Genomic DNA, 19,747 nt, shown 5'->3' on the forward strand with positions numbered 1-19,747 from the left:
CGAAATCAATTTCCCGAATAGGCTTTGCCGGTCCCGAGAAACCGCTTCGTGGTCTCGCGCGCGGCTTCCTCGGATTGCGCCTTGCGCGCGGCGTCTTCGGCCTGCGCGCGATAATGCGCCGCCATCAGATTCTGGATTTGCATCTGCTGCTTCGTGGAAAGCGCGACGAGCTGGTTCATCGCTTGGTTAGCCTGCAGGCTGCCGACGGCGCCCTGGCTCTGGTTGACGAGATCGCTAAGAAGCTGCTGGTCGCCGCGCACATTCTCGACGATCTGCGACTGCACGCGCATCGTGTCGCGAAAGGCGCTCATGGCGTCTTGCCAGCGCTGACGGGCGGCACGCGCCAGGTCGCTTGTGGTGAGGGTCGCATCGTACGAGGATGGATATTGCGCGCGCCATTGCGACTCGAGGCGCGTGACGTCGAAGCTCAATCCATCGGCCTGGCTCATCAGAGCGTCGATCCGGCCGAGCGCCGCATTCATCTGCCCGAGCGAGGAAAAATCGAGGCGTCGCAGGTGCTTGGCCATATTCTCCAGCATGGCCGCTTCGTTCTGGAGCGATTTGATCTGGTTGTTGATCTGCTCCAGGGCGCGCGCCGCCGTGAGCACGTTTTGCGCGTAGTTGGAGGGATCGAAGACCACCCATTGCGCCGCGGCGTGCGGCGGGACGAGCGCGGCGCCAAGAGTGATGGAAAGAGCGGCGGAAAGGGAGCAAGCGACAAGCCGTTTGCGCTTCATTGAAAATCCTCCGTCGAAGGGTTGAAAAAATCGCCAACAAGCTCGGCCGCCCAATCGAGGCCGCGCGCCTTCAAGAATTCGGCGGCGAAGGTCTCTTCGCCGCGTTCGGCGAGAACCGCGTCGATGAGCCTTTGCGCGGCCGGGTCCGACGCGCCGCAGAAGGCGAGCGCGATGGGACCGAGATTGAGCTCGAACAGACGGTTTCCGCGCCGCGATTGCAGGTAGTAGTGGCGCTTTGGCGTCGCGCGGGCGATCAATTCGATCTGCCGCTCGTTCAGCCCGAAGCGCTCGTAGATCGCCCGCGCCTGCGGCTCGATGGCGCGATCGTTAGGGAGGAAAATGCGCTGCGGACAGCTTTCGACGATCGCCGGCGCGATTGCGCTCTCGGCGATGTCGGCGAGCGACTGCGTGGCGAAGACGACGGAGACATTGCGCTTGCGCAGAACTTTGAGCCATTCGCGGATGCGCGCGGCGAACAGGGGATTGTCGAGAAAGACCCAGGCTTCGTCCAAAATCAGCAGCGTCGGGCGCCCATCGAAGCGTTCTTCGAGCCGATGGAAGAGATAGGTCAGCACCGGCAGGACGACGCCCTGCTCGTGCATCAGCTCCTCCATCTCGAAACATTGGACGTCGGCGAGCGCGAGAGGACTCTCGGCGGCGTCGAGCAGACGGCCGAAGGGTCCGTCGAGCGTGTAGGGCATGAGCGCCGATTTGAGCGCGTTCGACTGGATGAGGACGGAAAGACCGGTGAGCGTGCGCTCGTCGAGCGGCGCAGTGGCGAGATTGGAAAGCGCCGACCAGACGGCTTCCTTGACTTCCGGCGTGACGGCGACCTTCTCGTGGGCGAGCAGATTGCAGACCCATTCGGTCGCCCAACTGCGCGTCGCGAGATCGTCGATGTCGCGTAACGGCTGGAAGGCGAGCGAAGCGTCGGCGCCGAGCGCATGATGAGCGCCGCCCATGGACAGAACGGCCGCTCGCGCCGAATTGCCCTTGTCGAAAATATAGACCTGGGAGGCGTCATAGCGCCGGAACTGCAGCGCCATCAGCGCTAAAAGCACGGATTTTCCGGCGCCGGTCGGGCCGACGACGAGCATATGGCCGACATCGCCGACATGGACCGACAGCCTGAACGGCGTCGAGCCGCTGGTTTCGGCATAGAGCAGCGGCGGCCCGCCGAGATGCGCGTCGCCATCCGGCCCCGCCCAGACCGAGGAGAGCGGCATGAGATGGGCGAGATTGAGCGTGTGGACGAGCGGCTGGCGGACATTGGCGTAAACGTGCCCCGGCAGGGAGCCGAGCCAGGCTTCGACCGCATTGGCGCTCTCGCGGATCGAGGCGAAGCCGAGGCCGTTGACGACGCGCTCCACGGCGCGTAACTTGGCTTCGGCGTTTTCGCGATCTTCGTCCCAGACGGTGACGGTCGTGGTGAGATAGCCGAAGCCGACGTGGTCGCCGCCCAAAGCCTGCAGGGCGAGATCGGCGTCCGCCACTTTGTTTTCGGCGTCGGAATCGAGGAGTTGAACCGGCTCGTTATAGAGCACTTCGCGCAGGATCGCGGTAATGGACTTGCGCTTGGCGAACCAATGGCGGCGCAGCGTCGTGAGCGTCTTGACGGCTAACGTCTTGTCGAGCGGCAGAAAGCGCGTCACCCAGCGATATGGGAAATCCAGATGGTTCAGCGCGTCGAGGACGCCGGGGCGCGTCAGATTGGGAAAGCCGAGGATGGTGAGCGTGCGCATATGCGTCTCGCCCAGCATCGGCTCGAATCCGCCCGTGAGCGGCGTATCGACGAGCACGCCGTCGAGATACATCGGCGTTTCCGGGACGGCGACCGGGTGACGCTTCGCCGAAATGGTTCCGTGGAGAAAGGCGAGCGTCTCGGCGTCGTCGAGCGCGCGGATCTCGGGCAGGAAGCCCGAGAGCAAATCGAGCAGCCGGTCGGTCTCGTCCAGGAAGCCCGCAAGCTCCTGGCGCCAGTTCCGGCCTTCCCCCTTCCGGCCCGCGTCGAGAAAGGCGCTCTCCGCGCGCATTTGCGCATCGGGCGGCGGGAGAAAGAGGAGCGTCAGATGGTAGCGGCTTTCGAAATGGGCGATCTTGCCCTCGAAGGCTGCGCGCCGCTCCGCGTCGACAAGCCAGGAGGCGGGATCGGGAAAATAGGAGCGCGGATAAAGCTGCGCCGCGACCCGCTCGGCCTCGAAAAACAGCGCCCAGCCGGAGCCGAGTTGCCGCAACGCGTTATTGGCGCGGGCGCAAACGCCGACGAGCTCCGCTTGCGTGGCGCTTTCGAGGTCGGGGCCCCGAAAGCGGAACGTGCGCTGGAAGCCGCCGTCTTTGTTGAGAACGACGCCCGGTGCGACGAGCGCCGCCCAGGGCAGAAGATCGGCGAGGCGGTCGGCGCGCCGGCGATATTCGGAGAGATTTAGCACGACCACCACCCCGTTTGCCGTAGGTGTCGGACAATGACGGGCATGAAGTCCGGATCGCGCTTCGCCGCGAAGGCCGCGAGCGTATGGCCGGCGACGAAAAGGACGAGCCCCGCGACCCATTGCTGGAGCCCGAGGCCAATGGCGGCGGCGATCGTGCCGTTGACGATGGCGACCGCACGCGGCGCGCCGCCCAAAAGAATCGGCTCGGCGAGCGCCCGATGGACGGGAATTTCGAACCCTTCGATGTGACGGGATGCAGCCATCAAAGAAGCGCCCCGCCGCCGAAGGAGAAGAAGGACAAGAAGAACGAACTCGCCGCGAAGGCGATGGAAAGGCCGAAGACGATCTGAATGAGCCGCCGGAAGCCGCCAGCGGTTTCGCCGAAAGCGAGCGTGAGGCCGGTGACGATGATGATGATCACCGCAATGATCTTGGCGACCGGCCCTTGCACCGAATCGAGAATCTTCTGCAGCGGCTCTTCCCAGGGCATGCCGGAGCCCGCCGCATGGGCGGGCGCCGCGAGCAAAAGGGAAGCGGCGGCGGATGACAGAAGCAGAAGCTTTTTGCGCATGATGATTCCTCGTCTAGAGAGCTTGCAAACGGGCAGGGGTGAGCGCGGCGACGGCGTAGTCGCCGTTTGCGTCGAGGCCAGTGACCTCGACGATCGTTTCGAGGCGGCGCGCCGAGCCGCGTCCGGCGATGAAAACGACGATGTCGATGGCGTCCGCGATCAGGCGCCGCGGCGCTCTCGCGACGGCTTCCTGACAGAGTTGCTCGATGCGATAGAGCGCCGCCCGCGCGGAATTGGCGTGCACGGTGGCGACGCCGCCCGGATGGCCGGTATTCCACGCCTTGAGCATGTCGAGCGCCTCGGCCCCGCGCACTTCGCCGACGATAATGCGGTCGGGGCGAAGCCTCAGCGTCGAGCGCACGAGATCGGCGAGCGTGACGACGCCGCGCCGCGTGCGCAGACTGACGCAATCCCTGGCGGCGCATTGCAGTTCGCGCGTGTCCTCGATGAGGATCACGCGCTCGTCGCATTCGGCGATCTCTGAAAGAAGCGCATTGGCGAGCGTCGTCTTGCCCGACGACGTGCCGCCGGCGATGAGAATGTTGCAGCGGTTGCGGACGGCCTTTTTCAGCGCCGCCGCCTCGATCGGCGTCATGACGCCGTCGGCAACATAATCCGCGAGCGTATAGATTTTCGCCGCGGGCTTGCGGATCGAAAAACAGGGGGCGAGCGCTACCGGCGGCAGCAGCCCTTCGAACCGCTCGCCAGTGGGGAGCTCGGCGCTGACGATGGGGTTGTCCGCATGCGCCTCGATGCGCATGTGCGAAGCGACGAGGCGGATGATGCGTTCGACCTCGGCGGGCATGATGCGCACGCCCGTGTCGACGCGTCCGTGCCCCAGCATATCGAGGCGTAACGCCCCGTCCGGATTGACCATGACTTCGACGACGGCGGCGTCGGCGAGGGCCATGGCGATCGCCTGTCCCATGGCGGTGCGCAGCATGGCGCGCCGCCGTTCCTCGGCTTGCGCGTTGATCGTCATTGGCCGTCCTCCTCGCCCTTCGGTCCGAGCGATCTCTTGCCGCCTGCGATCTGCCGGCCGACCTGCTCGACGAATTTTTGAAAGCGCTCTTGCGCGATCGCCTGCGTCGCCTTGTCGGGCGCGGGCGTATGGGCGTTGAGCGTGATGGAGAAGCGGATGAAGAGCGCGAGGCTCTCGATGACGACGTCGACGTCGCGCCGCACATGCTCGATCTCGCGGGAAATCCGGTCGAGCCTCCTGGCGTAGCGCTGGTCGAGCTCGTTCTCGCCGCGCCGCTCGATGAAGGCTTCGATCGCCTTGGCGACGATTTCTGACTTTGTGGCCCCGGGACGCCGCGCGAGCGCTTCGAGCTTGTCGCTCAGCGCCGGCTCGAGCAGGAATTGGTGGCGGATTCTTTCGGCCTTCATGGCGCCTGTTCCAGCGTCGCGCCGTCGCGGCGCTCTGTCTGGAACAAGCATCGGGCAAAGGGCCGAAATCCGTTACGGCCCTTATGTACGCTCGACTGCGCCCGAATGCGGCTTCGTCAAAAGCCCGGCAGGATGTCGTCGTGGGAATCGACGCTTTCGTTGACGCCGTAGACGCGCGCGGCGGTGGAAACCGCATCGATCATCTTCTTGTCGGCGGCCGAATCTCCGTCGTCCTCGGCCAAGGCGAAGAAGTCCTGTTGCTCCGGCTCTTTCGCCGCCATTGCGTCGTCTTCGGCAAGGCCCGGATGACGCTGCTGCTGCGGCCCGCCTTCGTCGAGAAGCATTGAACGCGGATCCTCTTCGTCGGACGGCATCAGGCGCTCATCCGTCCCACGCACCTGGCCGCTCCAGTCGTCTGCGCGCGGCGCCGGTCGATCCGCATAGGGGCCATCGCCAAGCGGCGGCGCGGGCAAAACGCGCTCGGTGAAGTTTGCGTCCTCGTAATATTTGAGCTTTTTCGCCCGGATCGGCAGCAGGCCGGAGACGAGAACCAGTTCGTCGACCGTCGGCAGTTGCATCACTTCGCCCGGCGTCAGCAGCGGGCGGGCGGTTTCCTGGCGCGACACCATGACATGCGACAGCCACGGCGCCAGCCGGTGGCCGGCGTAGTTGCGCTGCGCCCGCAGCTCCGTCGCCGTGCCGAGCGCGTCGGAAATGCGCTTGGCCGTGCGCTCGTCGTTCGACGAAAAGGCGATGCGCACATGGCAATTGTCGAGAATGGCGTTGTTTTCGCCATAGGCCTTGGAGATCTGGTTGAGCGACTGCGCAATGAGATAGGCGCGAATGCCGTAGCCGGCCATGAAGGCGAGCGCCGTTTCGAAAAAGTCGAGCCGCCCCAGCGCGGGGAATTCGTCGAGCATCATGAGAAGTTGATGCTTGCGGCCCTTTTTCGGATCGCCCTCCAGCCGCTCCGTCAGCCGCCGCCCGATCTGGTTCAGCACGAGGCGCACCAGCGGCTTGGTGCGGGAAATATCCGAGGGCGGAATGACGAGATAGAGCGACACCGGCCGCTCGGCGTCCATCAGATCGGCGATGCGCCAGTCGCAGACGGATGTGGTCGCCGCCACCGTCGGATCGCGGTAGAGGCCGAGAAACGACATGGCGGTGGAGAGGACGCCGCTCCGTTCGTTCTCGGATTTGTTCAGCACCTCGCGCGCGGCCGAGGCGACGACGGGATGAACTCTCGGATGCTCCGGCGAGCCGAGATGATTCGTCGCCATCATCCGCCGCAACGTATGGGCGAAACTCCTTTGCGGGTCGGACAGAAATGTCGCGACGCGCGCGAGCGTCTTCTCCTCCTCGGCGTAGAGCACATGCAAAATCGCGCCGACGAGCAGCGAATGGCTCGTCTTCTCCCAGTGATTGCGCCGCTCCAGCGCTCCTTCCGGATCGACGAGAATATCAGCGATATTCTGGACGTCGCGCACTTCGTCCGGGCCCTTGCGCACTTCGAGCAGCGGATTATAGCGGGCGGAGCGCGGATCGGTCGGATTGAACAGCAGGCAATGCGAGAATTTGGAGCGCCAGCCCGCCGTCAATTGCCAGTTCTCGCCCTTGATGTCGTGAATGACCGCCGAACCGGTCCAGGACAACAGCGTCGGCACGACGAGGCCGACGCCCTTGCCGCTTCGAGTCGGCGCGAAGGCCATGACGTGCTCCGGTCCGTCATGACGCAAATATCGATCCTTCAGCCGGCCGAGAAAGACGCCGGCCGGGCGAAAGAGGCCGGCCTTGCCGATCTCGCGCCTCGTCGCCCAGCGCGAGGAGCCATAGGTGGTAACGAGCCGGCTCTGCCGCGCCCGCCACAGCGAGCCGATTATCGCCGCCGCACAGCCCATGAAGCCGCTCGCGCCCGCCAGCATCCCGGCCTTGTCGAAAATCTCGGGCGCATAGGCTTCGTAGTGATACCACCAGTCGAACAGTTTCCACGGCTCATAGACCGGCCAGCCGAGCACGACGAACCACGGCGCGCCCAATTGCGGCTGATAGCCGAGCATGTCGGCGCACCATTGCGTCGCCGCCCAGACGCCGAGGATGACGATGGCGAAGACGACGGCGATCTGGCCGATCAGTAGCTTGGTGGGAGTCATGGGCGCCGTTCCGTTGGTAAAGGCAAACGGAACGAGCATGAGGCGGAAGGGCGGAAACGCTTATGACCTTTGTGTACGTTCCGACGCGACCACTTTCCCGGAGATCAGCAAAATGAATTACGAGAAGCGGTATTGTTCAAGTCTACGATTTGTCGCTCCGCTTCACGTTCGAACCGCTGCACCTGCCGCGTGATGTTTTCGTGGGGGCCGAAAGCGGAAGCGCTGCGTCTGGCGTAGGACGAAAAATTTCGGAATTGTAACGCGGTGAATCTCCGTCGTAATCGCTTGGTATATGCCTTGGTTGCCCGCCCTGTGGCAATCTCTGATTCCGCCACTTTCCGAATTCGTTTAACGGCCCGGCGCATTTTGCGCCATTGCCGAGACAGAGAACTGGCCCTGATCGCAGCTGCATCCCTCCCAAAGGTAAATCCTAGATATTGCGCTGCGCGCGTCGTCGTAGATGTCGAAGAGGAGAGATCGAATACCGTGCGCTCAGTTTTTCCCTCGCTCAATACGAGCTTCTCCGAATTCATCAATCGAGCAATCTCCTCCTCAGCTGCTGCCGCATATTCAGGTCTACAGATAACCAGAATGTCGTCCGAGTATCGGCGATACAGTGCTGAGCTGCGTCCGGTTTCGTGGACACCGAGAAAAGGTGTTTGATGAAGCCGGAGGTGGAGCATGGGGCGGCGTCAGTTTAGTCGGGAGTTCAAAGTCGAGGCTGTTCGGCTGGTCAAGGAGCGGGGGGTGAGCGTGGCGCAGGCGTCGCGCGATCTTGATCTGCATGAAAACATGTTACGGCGCTGGATGAAGGAGTTGTCCGCCGATCCGGCGCAGGCTTTTCCGGGCCACGGGCAAATGAAACCCGAACAGCTCGAGATCGAAAAGCTGAAGCGCGAAGTCGCCAAGCTGCGGGCGGAGCGCGACATCCTAAAAAAGGCCGCAGCCTTCTTTGCGAGGGAAGCGAAATGAGGTTCGCTTTCATTGCGAAGCACCGACATATCTGGCCGGTGGCGTGGCTGTGCGAAGCGCTGGATGTCTCCCGTTCGGGCTTTCACGCCTTTTTGCGGCGCGGGCCAAGCGAACGGGCGCGGCTCGACGCGGAGCTGACGCAAAAGATCCGCGCCAGTTTCGTCGCCAGCGACAGAGCCTATGGCGCGCGACGGGTGTGGCGGGATGTGCTCGCCGAAGGGGTGTCCTGCGGCCTGCACAAGATCGAGCGGTTGATGCGGGAGAACGCTTTGCGTGCGCGTCCCAGGCGACGCGGCTTGCCGAAGGACGACGGCCAGCGCGCGGCGGTCGCGCCGAATGCGCTCGATCGGCAGTTTACGGCAGAGCGTCCCAACCAGAAATGGATCGCCGACTTCACCTATATTTGGACGGCGGAGGGCTGGCTTCATGTCGCTGCGGTGATCGATTTGTTCTCGCGCCGCGTCGTCGGCTGGTCGATGAAGGCGGGGATGACGGCGCAACTCGTGGCGGACGCTTTGCTGATGGCGATCTGGCGGCGCGGCAGGCCGGACGCCTTGCTGCATCATTCGGATCAGGGCAGCCAATATACGAGCGAACAGTTCCAAAAGCTGCTCGAATGCAATGGCGTCATCTGTTCGATGAGCCGTTCCGGAAACGTCTGGGACAATGCGGCGATGGAGTCGTTTTTCTCTTCGATGAAGACCGAGCGCATCGGCAAAAAAGTCTACCGCACGCGCGATGACGCCAGAGCCGACGTGTTCGATTACATCGAGCGCTTCTACAATCCCGTCCGGCGCCATTCGACCATCGGCTACCTCAGCCCGGTTGAGTTCGAACGCAAGCTGGGATTAGCTTAACGGGCTGTCCACGAAACCGGACGCAGCTCATGCATCGATACGCTCGCAATAGGCACGCGCGGCTATATCGAAATCGATCATGTAGAGATTGGACAGTGTCGCGCTGATCGGCGTTCCCTGCGGGATGCCTTTGCCCGGGGTAGGATTTGAGCGGAATACGATGCCTTCTGCCTTCAATTCGGCGATGGTCGCGATTGGGGTCTGTGTTTTCTCCTCGAGACGCAGCGCAAAGGTTGGGTGCGTTTTCAAATCATTCAGGTCTACATAACAAAAGCGAGTGACGGACCGAAATACGCAGAACCAATCGTCAGTCAGCGTTTCGACATCCAAGATGCGCTTTAAGCGCCCCTTGAGCAAGGCATGATCTAGATTATCAAAGAAACCTGAGACATCGAAGGCCAATATCGCGACAGGAGAACGCGTCTTGGCAAAGGCATACGCCTCAGCGGAGAAATCGTAATTAGCTTTCCCTAAAGCGCGGTAAGCGATCACGTTGTCATTCAGTCCGTGGGTCATATAGAATTCTTCGAGCCTTTGTCCCAACAAACTCGAATAATACGCGAGTATACACGCGTCACGGTGAGAGGCGAATTTGATTGGTCGCTTCTTGAAAATGGTTTTGCGCTCGCTGCGCTTGTAGCGTTTCTCCTCCTTCGAGTAGTGAAGGAGCGGAGAGAAGGGATGCCTTGCCACGAATTTTGGATTTGCAGCTTTTCTTGCAAATTCCTCGCAGACCGGCCGATCGAAGTGACGATATCCTCTCCGCTTAAACCATTCCGGAGCCATATGCCTTCTCAATATCGCAGAGTTCGGGGGACTGGCCCTGACCCTGAGCCCCGGAATGCTCCAGACGTCCCCCGAACGCACGCCGCCATCCACCGGACTCTGCTCAGCGTCTCGACTAAACGTAGCCAGTGCGGGTCTAAAGAACGCTTGGCGGTATAATGTAACCGAGGAGACTCGAGCCATGCTCAAGTTCGTCTCATCTGTCCTGGTCGCGACGGTGGCGATGCACTTCGGCATCCTGCCGCCCGTGATCCAGATCAGACTTGACAGTCTCAACAGTCCAACCCTCTGGCCAATTCCCGAGGGCGAAGCTGAGGTGGTAACAGGTCGGAAAAATTGCAAGGGTTACGGTTCGATTTTTTAACCGTCGCACTGTCTGCGGCTTGTGTATCATGAGATCGCAATTCCCCGCTGCCGCCCAATGGTCCATGAGACGCCACCCTCGCGCATGACGCCAGAGACCTGCTGGCCGATGTGACGGTCCATGACCGTGCGCCAGGGGACGAGCGTGAACTCGCGGGATTTTTCGATGACGGCGTATTTTCCGCTCGTAAGTTCGAGGGAGCGGCGAAGCGTTCCTTCGATGGGCTCACCGGGATGCGTCTCGACATAGGGGAGGCCGAGTTCGTCGGAGAGCTGGCCGGCGACGCGGGCGAGTTCGCGCCGGCGCAAAATGGCGAGCATGTTGGCGCGATAGACGACGCGGTCTTGGTCTTCGTGAGCGAGGTCCTCGGCGATCAGCCATTGCCGGCGGCGCTCCATGGCCTCCCGCACGTCGCGGCCGAATCCCGAGGGGCCCAGGGACTCGGGATTATCGGCGACGAGTTCGCGGTCGAGCCAGGTCGCGCCGTCGGCGCGGATCTGTCGCTCCAATGGAAGGCTGGAAAGCGTCTCGACGACCGCCGGCGCCGTTCTGGCCTGTTGGCGTTCGTATTCCGCCACGCGAGCGAGATGATCGGGCGCGATGATCCATGAGCCGTCCGGTTCGCGCGTGACGGCGCCCGTTGCGCGGCGAATGGCCTCGAGCCGGCGCACATGAGTCTCGGCGAAACTTTCTGTGGCGCGCGGATCGTGTTTCAAATGAATGTCGACGCTGTAGCGTCCGCCGTTTGCGGCGGCGATTTCGGCGATGGTCCGGTCTGCCTGCCGCGGCTCGGGCCGCTTCGGCGCCACGCGCACAATGGCGCCCTCGGGCGTCGGCTCCACCGCCTCGCCCTTGCCGATGTCGATGTGATGGACCTTCCCGTCCATGCCGTCGACGATGAGATAATGGCGGTCGCGAAGTTCGTCGGAAAGCCCGCGCGCGACGACGCGCCCGACGATCGGCGCGGCGCCGGGCGCCGAGGGATCGTGGATCGCATAGTCGGCGGCGCTGCGGTTGACGCCTTTCTCGGTCATTTCGCGATGCATCGTCTTGATGATGTCGCCGCGCACGCCCATCCGCCGCAAAGTGTCTTCCAGATCGTCGGCGAGCCGCCATTGGCCAGGTCGCAGCTCTTCGGCGAGCCCGAGGCGCTCCAGTTTCTTCAGGCGGCCGGCGAGGAGCGTGTGCCGGAAGGCGTCGCGCTCCGACGGTAGCACGACGCCATTGTCGTCCCGCATGCGCAGCAGTCGCCGGTCGAGGCTGGTGAGGCGCTCCTGCTCCATCTCGTCGCGCAGTCGAACCTCGATCTCTCTGTCCGTGCGCGGGCCGAGGTCGAGGCTGACGAGTTCGGCGGCGCGTTCGCGAATGCCGTTCGAGATATAATCACGTGCGAGGACGAGATCGGCGCCCTGCTCGTCCTTGCCGCGAAGCATGATATGCGTGTGCGGATGGCCGGTGTTGAAATGATCGACCGCCAACCAGTCGAGGCGCGTCCCGAGGTCTTCCTCCATCTGCGCCATCAGCCGGCGGGTGAGCGGCCTGAGGTCGTCGTATTCGGCGCCGTCCTCCGGCGCGACGATGAAGCGGAACTGGTGTCGGTCCCCATTGCTTCTTTCCAGGAATGCCTTCCCTTCGGTCCGGTCCCGATCCGCCGCGTAAAGTTCGCCGCGCTCCCCCTCGCGGGTCACGCCGTCGCGCTGGATATAGCGCAGGTGCGCCCGCGCCCCATCCATCCCCTTTCCGGCGAGTTTGACAATGCGCGCCTTGACCACGACGCGGCGCTGGCGGAGAGCTTTGAGGCGGTCGCGACTGGCGAGCGCCGCGCCTATGGCGCCGCCGCGCCCGATGCGGCTGAGAGTAGAACCGGGCTTGCGCGTCTGCTTCCCGCCCGCGCGGTTGATCGCCGCGCGCAGCTGATGGGCATAACGCTTGTCGCGTTTCGAGCCGTGCGAACGGATTCTTCCAAGTCGTGGCTCGAAATCGTCGTCCGTCATGTCTGCCTCTTGTGCGGCGTTGCGAAATCAATGACTTGCGGGAACAAGCCTCCGGCGGAGTTGTCGGCCTCCAAAAAAACGGATGTGCAGACAGAAGGATAGCCGCGACGAGGAGGCCGACCTTTATCTTGCCTTTCGCGGCCTTTCGCGGCGTTCCTCAGCTTCCTGCGTTCTACCGCGACCATTTGCGCTTTCATGCTCCGATGGGGGGTGGGGCTGCGGGCGCGAAGCAGCGGCGTCCGGCGTGGAATTCGGCGAAAATCACGTCGGCAATCGAACGGCGCCGATGCATTTGTAGGCTCAATTTTCGCTCGGTTTTCGCGTCGAAAGCGGCACGAAAAGCTCGCTGAGCGGCGCATCGTATTTGTCATCCTTGGAGTCGTTTCCCGCCGTCGAAAGCGGAAAAAACAAGCGCGTTTTCGCGTCGAGTCGAGGCGATTTTCCTGCGCCAGACGCGCGGGAGGTCGCGCCTCGGGAGGCGAAAACGACAGGCGGCCTGGACGCGTTCGACAGCGCTTTTTCGAGCCCGGCAAGATAAGCGCGCGTCTCTTCTGGAAGCGGCTTACCGGTGCGCAGATGCTCCTCGTAACGCGCCGGTCCGGCGTTATAGGCGGCGAAGAGGCCCGGATAGCCGAAGCGCTCGCGCATGGATTTGAGATAGGCCGCCCCGGCGAGAATATTCGCGCGCGGTTCGAACGGATCGGCGCCGAGTTTATGCTGCGCGCGCAATTCCTCCCATGTGGCGGGCATGAGCTGCATGAGCCCCATCGCGCCTTTGGGAGAAACCGCGCGCGGATCGCCCTTGCTCTCGGCGTCGATGACGGCGCGAATCCAAGCCTCCGGAACGCCGAACCGCTGCGACGCTTCGGCGATATGCGCCTGCCAACGTTCAGCGACTACAGCCTCGGCGGGGGCGACGATGGCGCTCGCCGCCGCGACGAAGAGAAGGCTCATTCGGTCCATAGCGGAACGAGCCTCCCGATGACATTGGCGGAGGAAACCGGCCCGAAATAGCGGCTGTCGAAGGAATCGGGGACGGTGTCCATGAGCAGGAATACTTCGCCGCTGGCGAGCTCGCGGCAGCCATGCCAGCGGGGAAGCAATCGGCCCACGCCGTCCTTTTCGAGACGGCGGGCGAAGACCTTTCCGTTGACGATGACGGCGTCTTTGAAGACGCAAACATCGTCGCCCGAGAGCGCCGCGATGCGTTTGACGAGCGGGACGCCGAGAGACAGATAGCCGCGCTCGGCGGCGAGCTGGGCGATCTCATTCGGCGGGCGGACGAGAACGAGATCGCCGCGCCGCGCGTCGCCAGAAGCGACGCGATAAAGGCCTATTGGCGCGCTTGCCGAGACGTTCCAGACGAGTCTCGGCGCGATGTCCGCGAAGGTGGAAAAGCCGATCAGGGCAAGGCCGGAAACGGCGGCGCCAAGGATGGAAACGGCGCGCTTTCTCATCGCTCGTCCCCTTCCTCGGAGGCCGATTTCTTCCGCTCGCCGAGCGACCAGGCGTCGAGATCGTCGATGTGATAGCGGACGTATCGTCCGTGCTTTCGAAAGCGCGGACCGGCGCCGGTGAGGCGCATCTTTTCGAGCGTGCGGCGCGACAAGCCGATGTAGAACGCGGCCTGCGCCGTATTGAGAAACGGGCTGCCGCGCTTCGCCTTGGCGGCGCGCGTGATTTCGTCGTCGTCCATCGTCGTGAGCCTCGCGCATAGCGGCGAAATCCGCCGCAGATGGGCCGAGGATGGCGGCGATGAGCGCGCTCTAGCACGCTCGAAAAGGGGGAGGGTCGAAAAACGATCCCCCGCGCCGCGAACGACGAGAACGCGCGAAAGCCCCGTCGCGGGCCTTCCCGCGGCGGGGCTTTGGGAAGGGACCGGATTACCGGTCCCGCGGCTCCCAGAGGGCGATGTGGGTGACGCCGTCGTCGGTCGGCGTTTCGAGCTTGACGAGGCGGGCGCGGACCCAGTTAGGGCCGAATTCCGGCGCGCCGATCTTGAGGTTGAGGTAGGTCTCGCCGCTCGATTTCGCGACCTGGCTCCAGCCGGCGCCGACCTCGTAGCGCTGCCCATTGCCGGCGAAGACGCGATGGTCGGGCGCGTTTTCGGAGGCCTTCGTCACGGGGACGATGGTGAGGGCGGCCGTGACGTTGAGGGTCTTGAGCGTGCCGGTGAAGCTGCCGTCCGCGAGCTTGGTGAAGGCGCCGAGGGTGATAGCCATTTGAAGTCTCCTTCGCTTTCGTCGCAGGGACCATCCCTGCGATGGCTCGGGCGAAAAGCCCGCCACAGCGCGCGCTTTCACCCGCCGCCGCAGGCGAAGGGCCGAAGCGAAGCGGAGGACCCGAGAGGCGGAAAAATTTGGGAGTGAGCGAAGCGAACGGTCGCGAGGAAGCCGAGCGGATCGGGGCCGCGTCGCGCCTTGCGCGATGGGGCGATCCGGGAGGCGGGGAAATTTTTTCGAAACGAGGGTTGGAAGCGGGCGCGGCGGGCTTAAGCCTTCGAGAGACAAGCGGGGAATGGTCCCTGACGCGTGCGAGAAAGGAGATGTATGGCGTGTTCACCCCAGCGTTTTCCTCTGCGCGTACGTAGCGTTTTCCGAGCCGCTCAAAGCCCGAATTAACGATGCACATCCGCATCGGCTCTGCGGATGGATGGGGGTCCAAAACAATGCACTCGACGCGCTGAATTGCCGATGGGAAGCAGGAGGCGACGCGCCAGATTTGCAAGGCGGAAGATTGCGGCAAACGTCACGCACATCACGTTCGACGCGCAACGGCCCCACGTCGTTGCAACCAATGCTCTTTTTGACAAGGTCGCGCAGTCGCGGAAAGCGTCGCCGAAGCGTAGGACGGCGGACGATCGGCCAAACAGGCTGTTTTGGCTTCGATTATGATCGGGTCGCTCTCCATGCGGACGCGCCTCTCCTGTCGATTGGCTCAAACTCATGACGCCCGAACGCCTCACGCCGTGGACGCCAAAGGCGGCGGCCGAAGCTCCGCGATCATCCGCAAAATCTCGGCGAACAGGCCCCGCGGAATTGCGACTTCCGCCATCTGGAACGCGACGTAGCGGCCATGGCTCACGACCTTCGCGCCGATCTTGACCAGCTTCTCCTTGAGCGTTGTCAGCGACCAGTCCGTGATCGGCTCCGGCGTCGCCAAAGTCCGCAGGAAATTGCCAAGGTTGTAGGCCAGCGCGTGAAGCTAAAGACGCACGGCGTTGGCTGCGAAAGCGTGACATGACAGCCGCGTCCAGTTGATCGCCCCCTTGCCCTCCTTGATCCACTGTTCGCAGGTTCCGCGCTTGTTGTAGAAGAGGCTCGACGCGACATGTTCGTCACGATGAACCCGACGCGCGGGCAAAGCTCGCCTGGACGCCATTCCACCTTGGCGACGACGCGGCGAGGCTTCGTCCAGCTTCCTGCCTGATAGCTGAAGCTCGAATAGTAGCGGCGCGCTTCGTGTGGCGGCCGTCCCGCGGGGCGCGTCAACAGATGGCCGATCCTCTCCTGTAGAATGCGGTTCGTCGGCAGGCGGATCGCGTATTTGACGCCCTCGGCTTCGAGACAGTCGTAAATCACGGGACTGGCGAAGCCGGCGTCGCCGCGGAAGTAGATGCGTGAGACCTGGCCTTTGTAACGCGCCACGACCGGCTTGAGCACGCTGTCCCAGCCGTTGGCGCTGTGGACGTTGCCGGGGCGCAGCGCGCAGCGCTCCAAATCGCCGAACTGGTTGAACAAGAACAACGGATGATAGCACATGCATTCGTAATGGCCGTTCCAGCAGCTCTTCTCCTGTTCGCCATGGGTCGGGCTGACGCTCGAATCCATGTCGAGCAGAATGCCTCTTGGCGGTCGGCGGCTGTGGACGCGGTCGATCCATTGACCGGAGAGATCGGCAAGGGCGGAGAGGTTCTTCTCGGCGGCGAGCCAGCCTGTTTCGAAGCGGCCCATCTGACTCGGCGACGCCGCGCCGGAGAGGGCGGCTCTCCCGCCGACGACCCAGCGCATCGCCGGATCATGCCGAAGCCGCTCGGCGTCGTTGACGTCCTCATAGCCGGCGAGGCGGCCAAAAACGGATTGCCGAAACAATCCGGCCAAGGCGCGCCGCCCGTTCTTGCCGGTGCGGCCGTCGGCCAAAACCTCGCTCGCCATTTCTGTCAGTGAAGAGCGCGTCGTCGAGTTCGCGGTAGGCGAGCAATCCGGCGTCGGAGGTGACCACCGAGCCGCGAAACTCCAGCTTCAGGCGGCGGTCGAAATCGAGCCTGAGAACGCCATCATTCGTTTCACCCGCCGAGTTCGTCATCGCCGCCTTGCTCAAAGAAGCATAACACTCTGAAAATCATGCCATAAATAGCGAAATTGTACAGCAAAATCCTTCGTCATCCGGCGAATGCGGGCTGATATTTGCTCGCCGATGCTCGCCTGTCGATCTGCCAAGAAATCGCAGCGCGGCACCAATCCGACTGGCTCAGGAAAACAAATCCGGTCAACCCTGGGCGCACTTTGGTCCGCGCGCGAAGGATGTCGATCCTTTCCGTTGACGACGCGCCCTCTCATGTGGACAATGGAAGATCATGAGACTTTCGCCAAAACCGCATGGGATGGCGCGCGCGCTCCTTTCGAGCGTCGTCGCTGGCCTTTTTCTCGTGCAAGTCTTGGCTTTTGTCGTTTCATCGAATGGGCGCGTCGCTTTTTCGAGCGGCGACGGCGGCGTCTCGATAGCCATGGCCGGAGAAATTTGCGGCGGCAAGATCGACGACGGCAATAGGCAGCCCGCGCAACCGCACCATCATCATTGCGCTCTTTGCTCCATCGGGAATTACGACGACACGGTGGATGCCGTCGCCGATCTGGCGAAGGTCATCATCGTTCTCGCGCCGGGATCCGACGCCGCGCCGACGTGGTTCATTCATGACGAATTGGCGCCGCTCCCGCTTGGCTGGACCAGTTCCTGGTCGTCTCGCGCGCCTCCCGCTTTGTCCTGATCGACCCCTCGCGGCCTCCCGGGCTGCTCGCGTCTGCTCCGGGTCTTAACGGCCGCTCGCGCCGTTCTCAGGACGACCATCATGTATATTCGAGTGTTGTCGCTCATCGCGGCATTGGCGGCGGGCCATTTCGGCTGGTCAGTGGCGGCGGCCGGCCGAGATCGGGCCTCTCATCTGTTAATGTCGCGAGCTGAAATTGTCACAATCTGCGCCGTCGCGGGGTTGCGCGAAGCGGCGCGGAGCCGTGTGCTCGCCGGCGGCCGACAATTGCATTCACGCTATCCTGCGATCGATTCCGCGCCGGCGAGCGATGTCGCCAGATCGGATGTTTTGTCGCGAGATGACGCTCTCCCGCCGCGTGGTGTCGCGAATGGCTCGGCTCCATACGAAGCGAACAGGTTCGCGTTCTCGCAAATAGCTCGCTAACGAAAGGATCACAAGATGAAGCGTATCGGCCTCATATTCGCTGCCTGCCTCGCGGTTGGCGCGGCAATGGCAAAGGACAATGACCAGGCCGCTCCGGCGTCGTTGGAGAAAGCGCAGGCGATGGACAAGCCGGCTGCGAACGACAAGTCGAAGATGGTTGAGAGGAAGCCAGCGCCGGCAATATCGAAGAAGGAATATCTTCGCTTATTGGCTGTGTCCCTTCGGAAACATGCGCCAAAGTCGGTCGACCGGGCCGGCAAGGTCAAGGTCGCATTCACCGTCGGCGCCAGCGGCCGCGTGGTCTCCCATGAGATCAAATATGCGTCTGATCCAGCTCTCGCGGCGACTGTCGGCCGGATTCTCGCCGCCGTGCAAACGCCGCCGCCGCCCGGAGGGTCGTTCGCCGCCCTCCAGGAATTTTCCTTCCACTGATGGGGGCCTGACTCTGTCTGTAAAGCGCCACCCTGAGACCAGAAATTGATGGTTTCGGCGACAAGAGAGAAGGGGAGCGTCGTGATGAAGTCAGAGCATCGTGACGAATGGCTTTTCGAGGATGTCAAAAGGCAAGTCGCGCATAGTCCGCGTTCAGACGCGTCGCGCGCAGGCTGATGCGCGTCACGCTCGATAAGGAGGCCAAGATGACCGCAACCGTCAAAACCGCGCGTGACGCTGCGCTCGCCGATTACGCGGCTATTTATCGGACCATTTGGCGCTGGCATTTCTATGCGGGGCTCTTTTGCTTGCCCTTCGTGACGATACTTGCCCTGTCGGGCTCGGTTTATCTGTTCAAGCCGCAAATCGACGCCTTTTTCGACCGACCATATAATCATATGGCGCTGTCGGGACCGGCGCGCAGTATCGACGATCAGGTCGAAGCGGCGCTCGCCGCCTTGCCGCAGTCGCGCCTCAAAGGCGTGGCGCTGCGCAACGATGCGAGCGACGCGGCGCGCGTGCAGGTCGTGGACGCGCAGGGGCGCGAACAGCGCGTCCTGGTGCGGCCCGATACGCTCGAAATCCTAAAAGTCGAGGCGGAGAAATGGCGTCTGTCGACGCTGATGCATGACATTCACGGCTCAATGCTGCTCGGCGATGCTGGCGCGATCATATTGGAGCTTGCCGGCGCATGGGCGATCGTGATGATCCTCACGGGACTTTATCTTTGGTGGCCGCGCAACGCCACGGGCCTCGCCGGCGTGCTCTATCCGCGTGGGGGTCGGCCGTTTCTGCGTGATCTGCACGCCGTCACCGGTCTCTATGTGTCATTCTTCGCATTGTTCCTGCTCATATCAGGATTGCCGTGGACGAAAGTCTGGGGAGAGGCGTTTCGCATGTCGCGCGGCATAACGCCGGCGCAGCAGGCGAAGATGGACTGGACGACAGGTCCCGCTTCGGCTCGGGCGCAACGCGTGTCCGCCTATCGCGAAGCGCCGCCGGCGCGCGGCGAAGCGGCGTCGAGCGAACATGAAGGCCATGAAAGCCATGCGGGCATGAACCATGGCGCTGCGCCGACGCGCATCGAAGGTTTTGATAAGCTTGCGGCGATCGCGCGCAGCTATCGCCTCGCCGAGCCGGTGACGCTCGTTCCGCCATCGCCGAAAAATCCGAACTGGCAGGCGCGCTCGGAGTCGCAAAATCGTCCACTGCGCGAGACGCTGAGCTTCGATCCAATAAGCTTCGAATTGGTCAAGCGCGAGGATTTTTCTGGCAAAGCGTTCATCGACAAGGTTGTCGGCGTCGGCGTCGCAGCCCATGAGGGGCATCTTTTTGGCTTCGCCAATCAGTTGCTTGGCCTTGTGACGGCGCTCTCCTTTCTGACGCTCGTCGTCACCTCGCTCTTGATGTGGCTGCGTCGCCGACAGGCGGGCGCGCTCGGAGCGCCGCCGGCGCTTGCCGAAAAACCCAGTCTCGCGCCGGCGCTCGTGCTGTTGATCGTGCTGTTGGGCGTTTTCCTGCCGACGCTCGGCGCATCGCTCATCGTCGTATTGTGCTTCGAAGCCGCGGCCCGTCGCTTCATGCCGGGCGTCGCGCGCTGGCTTGGGCTCGCGCCTCGCGCCGCCTCGGCCTGACGAGGCGCGGACGAAACTG

18 protein-coding genes and 1 pseudogene are annotated in these 19,747 nt (G+C 63.1%); 5 read left to right on the forward strand and 14 right to left on the reverse strand.

Going from position 1 to position 19,747, the window contains the following annotated elements; translation table 11 throughout:
- Nucleotides 1–5: 5 nt before the first annotated feature.
- The 7 genes from trbJ to ACNHKD_RS02845 all read right to left on the reverse strand — a co-directional run bounded on the left by trbJ (nucleotide 6) and on the right by ACNHKD_RS02845 (nucleotide 7,276).
- Nucleotides 6–737 (reverse strand): P-type conjugative transfer protein TrbJ, encoded by a 732-nt coding sequence (trbJ, locus tag ACNHKD_RS02815; RefSeq protein WP_442755612.1) that lies wholly within the window; start codon nucleotides 735–737, stop codon nucleotides 6–8.
- Entirely contained in the window at nucleotides 734–3,166 is a 2,433-nt protein-coding gene (gene trbE, locus ACNHKD_RS02820) for a conjugal transfer protein TrbE (protein ID WP_442756823.1), read from the reverse strand. Before trbE ends, trbJ begins: the two co-directional genes overlap by 4 nt.
- Nucleotides 3,160–3,429: a VirB3 family type IV secretion system protein gene (locus tag ACNHKD_RS02825; RefSeq protein WP_442755613.1), complete on the reverse strand. Its 270-nt coding sequence runs from the start codon at nucleotides 3,427–3,429 to the stop codon at nucleotides 3,160–3,162. The genes trbE and ACNHKD_RS02825 overlap by 7 nt, the downstream gene beginning before the upstream one ends.
- Nucleotides 3,429–3,737, reverse strand: coding sequence for a TrbC/VirB2 family protein (locus tag ACNHKD_RS02830; protein WP_442755614.1), 309 nt, complete (start codon nucleotides 3,735–3,737; stop codon nucleotides 3,429–3,431). The genes ACNHKD_RS02825 and ACNHKD_RS02830 overlap by 1 nt, the downstream gene beginning before the upstream one ends.
- A gap of 13 nt (nucleotides 3,738–3,750) precedes the next feature.
- Complete coding sequence (gene trbB / locus ACNHKD_RS02835) at nucleotides 3,751–4,719, reverse strand: P-type conjugative transfer ATPase TrbB (protein ID WP_442755615.1); 969 nt, start codon at nucleotides 4,717–4,719, stop codon at nucleotides 3,751–3,753.
- Entirely contained in the window at nucleotides 4,716–5,126 is a 411-nt protein-coding gene (locus ACNHKD_RS02840; protein ID WP_442755616.1) for a CopG family transcriptional regulator, read from the reverse strand. The genes trbB and ACNHKD_RS02840 overlap by 4 nt, the downstream gene beginning before the upstream one ends.
- Nucleotides 5,127–5,242: 116 nt before the next feature.
- A complete protein-coding gene (locus ACNHKD_RS02845; protein ID WP_442755617.1) occupies nucleotides 5,243–7,276 on the reverse strand; it encodes a conjugal transfer protein TraG in 2,034 nt (677 codons plus the stop codon).
- 681 nt (nucleotides 7,277–7,957) lie between these two features.
- Between ACNHKD_RS02845 and ACNHKD_RS02850 the strand changes: the two genes are divergently transcribed.
- A protein-coding gene (locus ACNHKD_RS02850) for an IS3 family transposase (protein WP_442755618.1) occupies nucleotides 7,958–9,105 on the forward strand; the annotation gives its coding sequence in 2 pieces (ribosomal slippage) (nucleotides 7,958–8,207 and nucleotides 8,207–9,105; 1,149 coding nt in all).
- A gap of 27 nt (nucleotides 9,106–9,132) precedes the next feature.
- Here ACNHKD_RS02850 and ACNHKD_RS02855 read toward each other — a convergent pair.
- Complete coding sequence (locus tag ACNHKD_RS02855) at nucleotides 9,133–9,891, reverse strand: hypothetical protein (RefSeq protein WP_442755619.1); 759 nt, start codon at nucleotides 9,889–9,891, stop codon at nucleotides 9,133–9,135.
- Between the two features lie 181 nt (nucleotides 9,892–10,072).
- Here ACNHKD_RS02855 and ACNHKD_RS02860 point away from each other — a divergent pair, with 181 nt between their 5' ends.
- Nucleotides 10,073–10,255, forward strand: coding sequence for a hypothetical protein (locus ACNHKD_RS02860; protein WP_442755620.1), 183 nt, complete (start codon nucleotides 10,073–10,075; stop codon nucleotides 10,253–10,255).
- A 26-nt stretch (nucleotides 10,256–10,281) separates the two neighbouring features.
- Here ACNHKD_RS02860 and rlxS read toward each other — a convergent pair whose 3' ends face one another.
- The 6 genes and pseudogenes from rlxS to ACNHKD_RS02890 form a co-directional block, all read right to left on the reverse strand.
- Nucleotides 10,282–12,249: a relaxase/mobilization nuclease RlxS gene (gene rlxS / locus ACNHKD_RS02865; protein ID WP_442755621.1), complete on the reverse strand. Its 1,968-nt coding sequence runs from the start codon at nucleotides 12,247–12,249 to the stop codon at nucleotides 10,282–10,284.
- A 300-nt stretch (nucleotides 12,250–12,549) separates the two neighbouring features.
- Nucleotides 12,550–13,212 (reverse strand): lytic transglycosylase domain-containing protein, encoded by a 663-nt coding sequence (locus tag ACNHKD_RS02870; protein ID WP_442755622.1) that lies wholly within the window; start codon nucleotides 13,210–13,212, stop codon nucleotides 12,550–12,552.
- Entirely contained in the window at nucleotides 13,200–13,706 is a 507-nt protein-coding gene (traF, locus tag ACNHKD_RS02875; protein ID WP_442755623.1) for a conjugative transfer signal peptidase TraF, read from the reverse strand. Before traF ends, ACNHKD_RS02870 begins: the two co-directional genes overlap by 13 nt.
- Entirely contained in the window at nucleotides 13,703–13,945 is a 243-nt protein-coding gene (locus tag ACNHKD_RS02880) for a helix-turn-helix transcriptional regulator (protein WP_442755624.1), read from the reverse strand. Before ACNHKD_RS02880 ends, traF begins: the two co-directional genes overlap by 4 nt.
- A gap of 187 nt (nucleotides 13,946–14,132) precedes the next feature.
- Nucleotides 14,133–14,471, reverse strand: a complete 339-nt coding sequence (locus ACNHKD_RS02885; RefSeq protein WP_442755625.1) for a DUF736 domain-containing protein — start codon at nucleotides 14,469–14,471, stop codon at nucleotides 14,133–14,135.
- A gap of 739 nt (nucleotides 14,472–15,210) precedes the next feature.
- Nucleotides 15,211–16,554 (reverse strand): annotated as a pseudogene (locus ACNHKD_RS02890) (IS1380 family transposase).
- A gap of 271 nt (nucleotides 16,555–16,825) precedes the next feature.
- On the opposite strand from ACNHKD_RS02890, the gene ACNHKD_RS02895 reads away from it, so the two are divergent.
- The 3 genes from ACNHKD_RS02895 to ACNHKD_RS02905 all read left to right on the forward strand — a co-directional run bounded on the left by ACNHKD_RS02895 (nucleotide 16,826) and on the right by ACNHKD_RS02905 (nucleotide 19,728).
- Nucleotides 16,826–17,236: a DUF2946 family protein gene (locus tag ACNHKD_RS02895; RefSeq protein WP_442755626.1), complete on the forward strand. Its 411-nt coding sequence runs from the start codon at nucleotides 16,826–16,828 to the stop codon at nucleotides 17,234–17,236.
- Between the two features lie 492 nt (nucleotides 17,237–17,728).
- A complete protein-coding gene (locus ACNHKD_RS02900) occupies nucleotides 17,729–18,094 on the forward strand; it encodes an energy transducer TonB (RefSeq protein ID WP_442755627.1) in 366 nt (121 codons plus the stop codon).
- Between the two features lie 206 nt (nucleotides 18,095–18,300).
- Nucleotides 18,301–19,728 (forward strand): PepSY-associated TM helix domain-containing protein, encoded by a 1,428-nt coding sequence (locus ACNHKD_RS02905; RefSeq protein ID WP_442755628.1) that lies wholly within the window; start codon nucleotides 18,301–18,303, stop codon nucleotides 19,726–19,728.
- The last annotated feature ends 19 nt before the right edge of the window (nucleotides 19,729–19,747 follow it).

Origin of the sequence: Methylocystis sp. JAN1 (assembly GCF_052186135.1) — a bacterium.
GTDB lineage: Bacteria > Pseudomonadota > Alphaproteobacteria > Rhizobiales > Beijerinckiaceae > Methylocystis.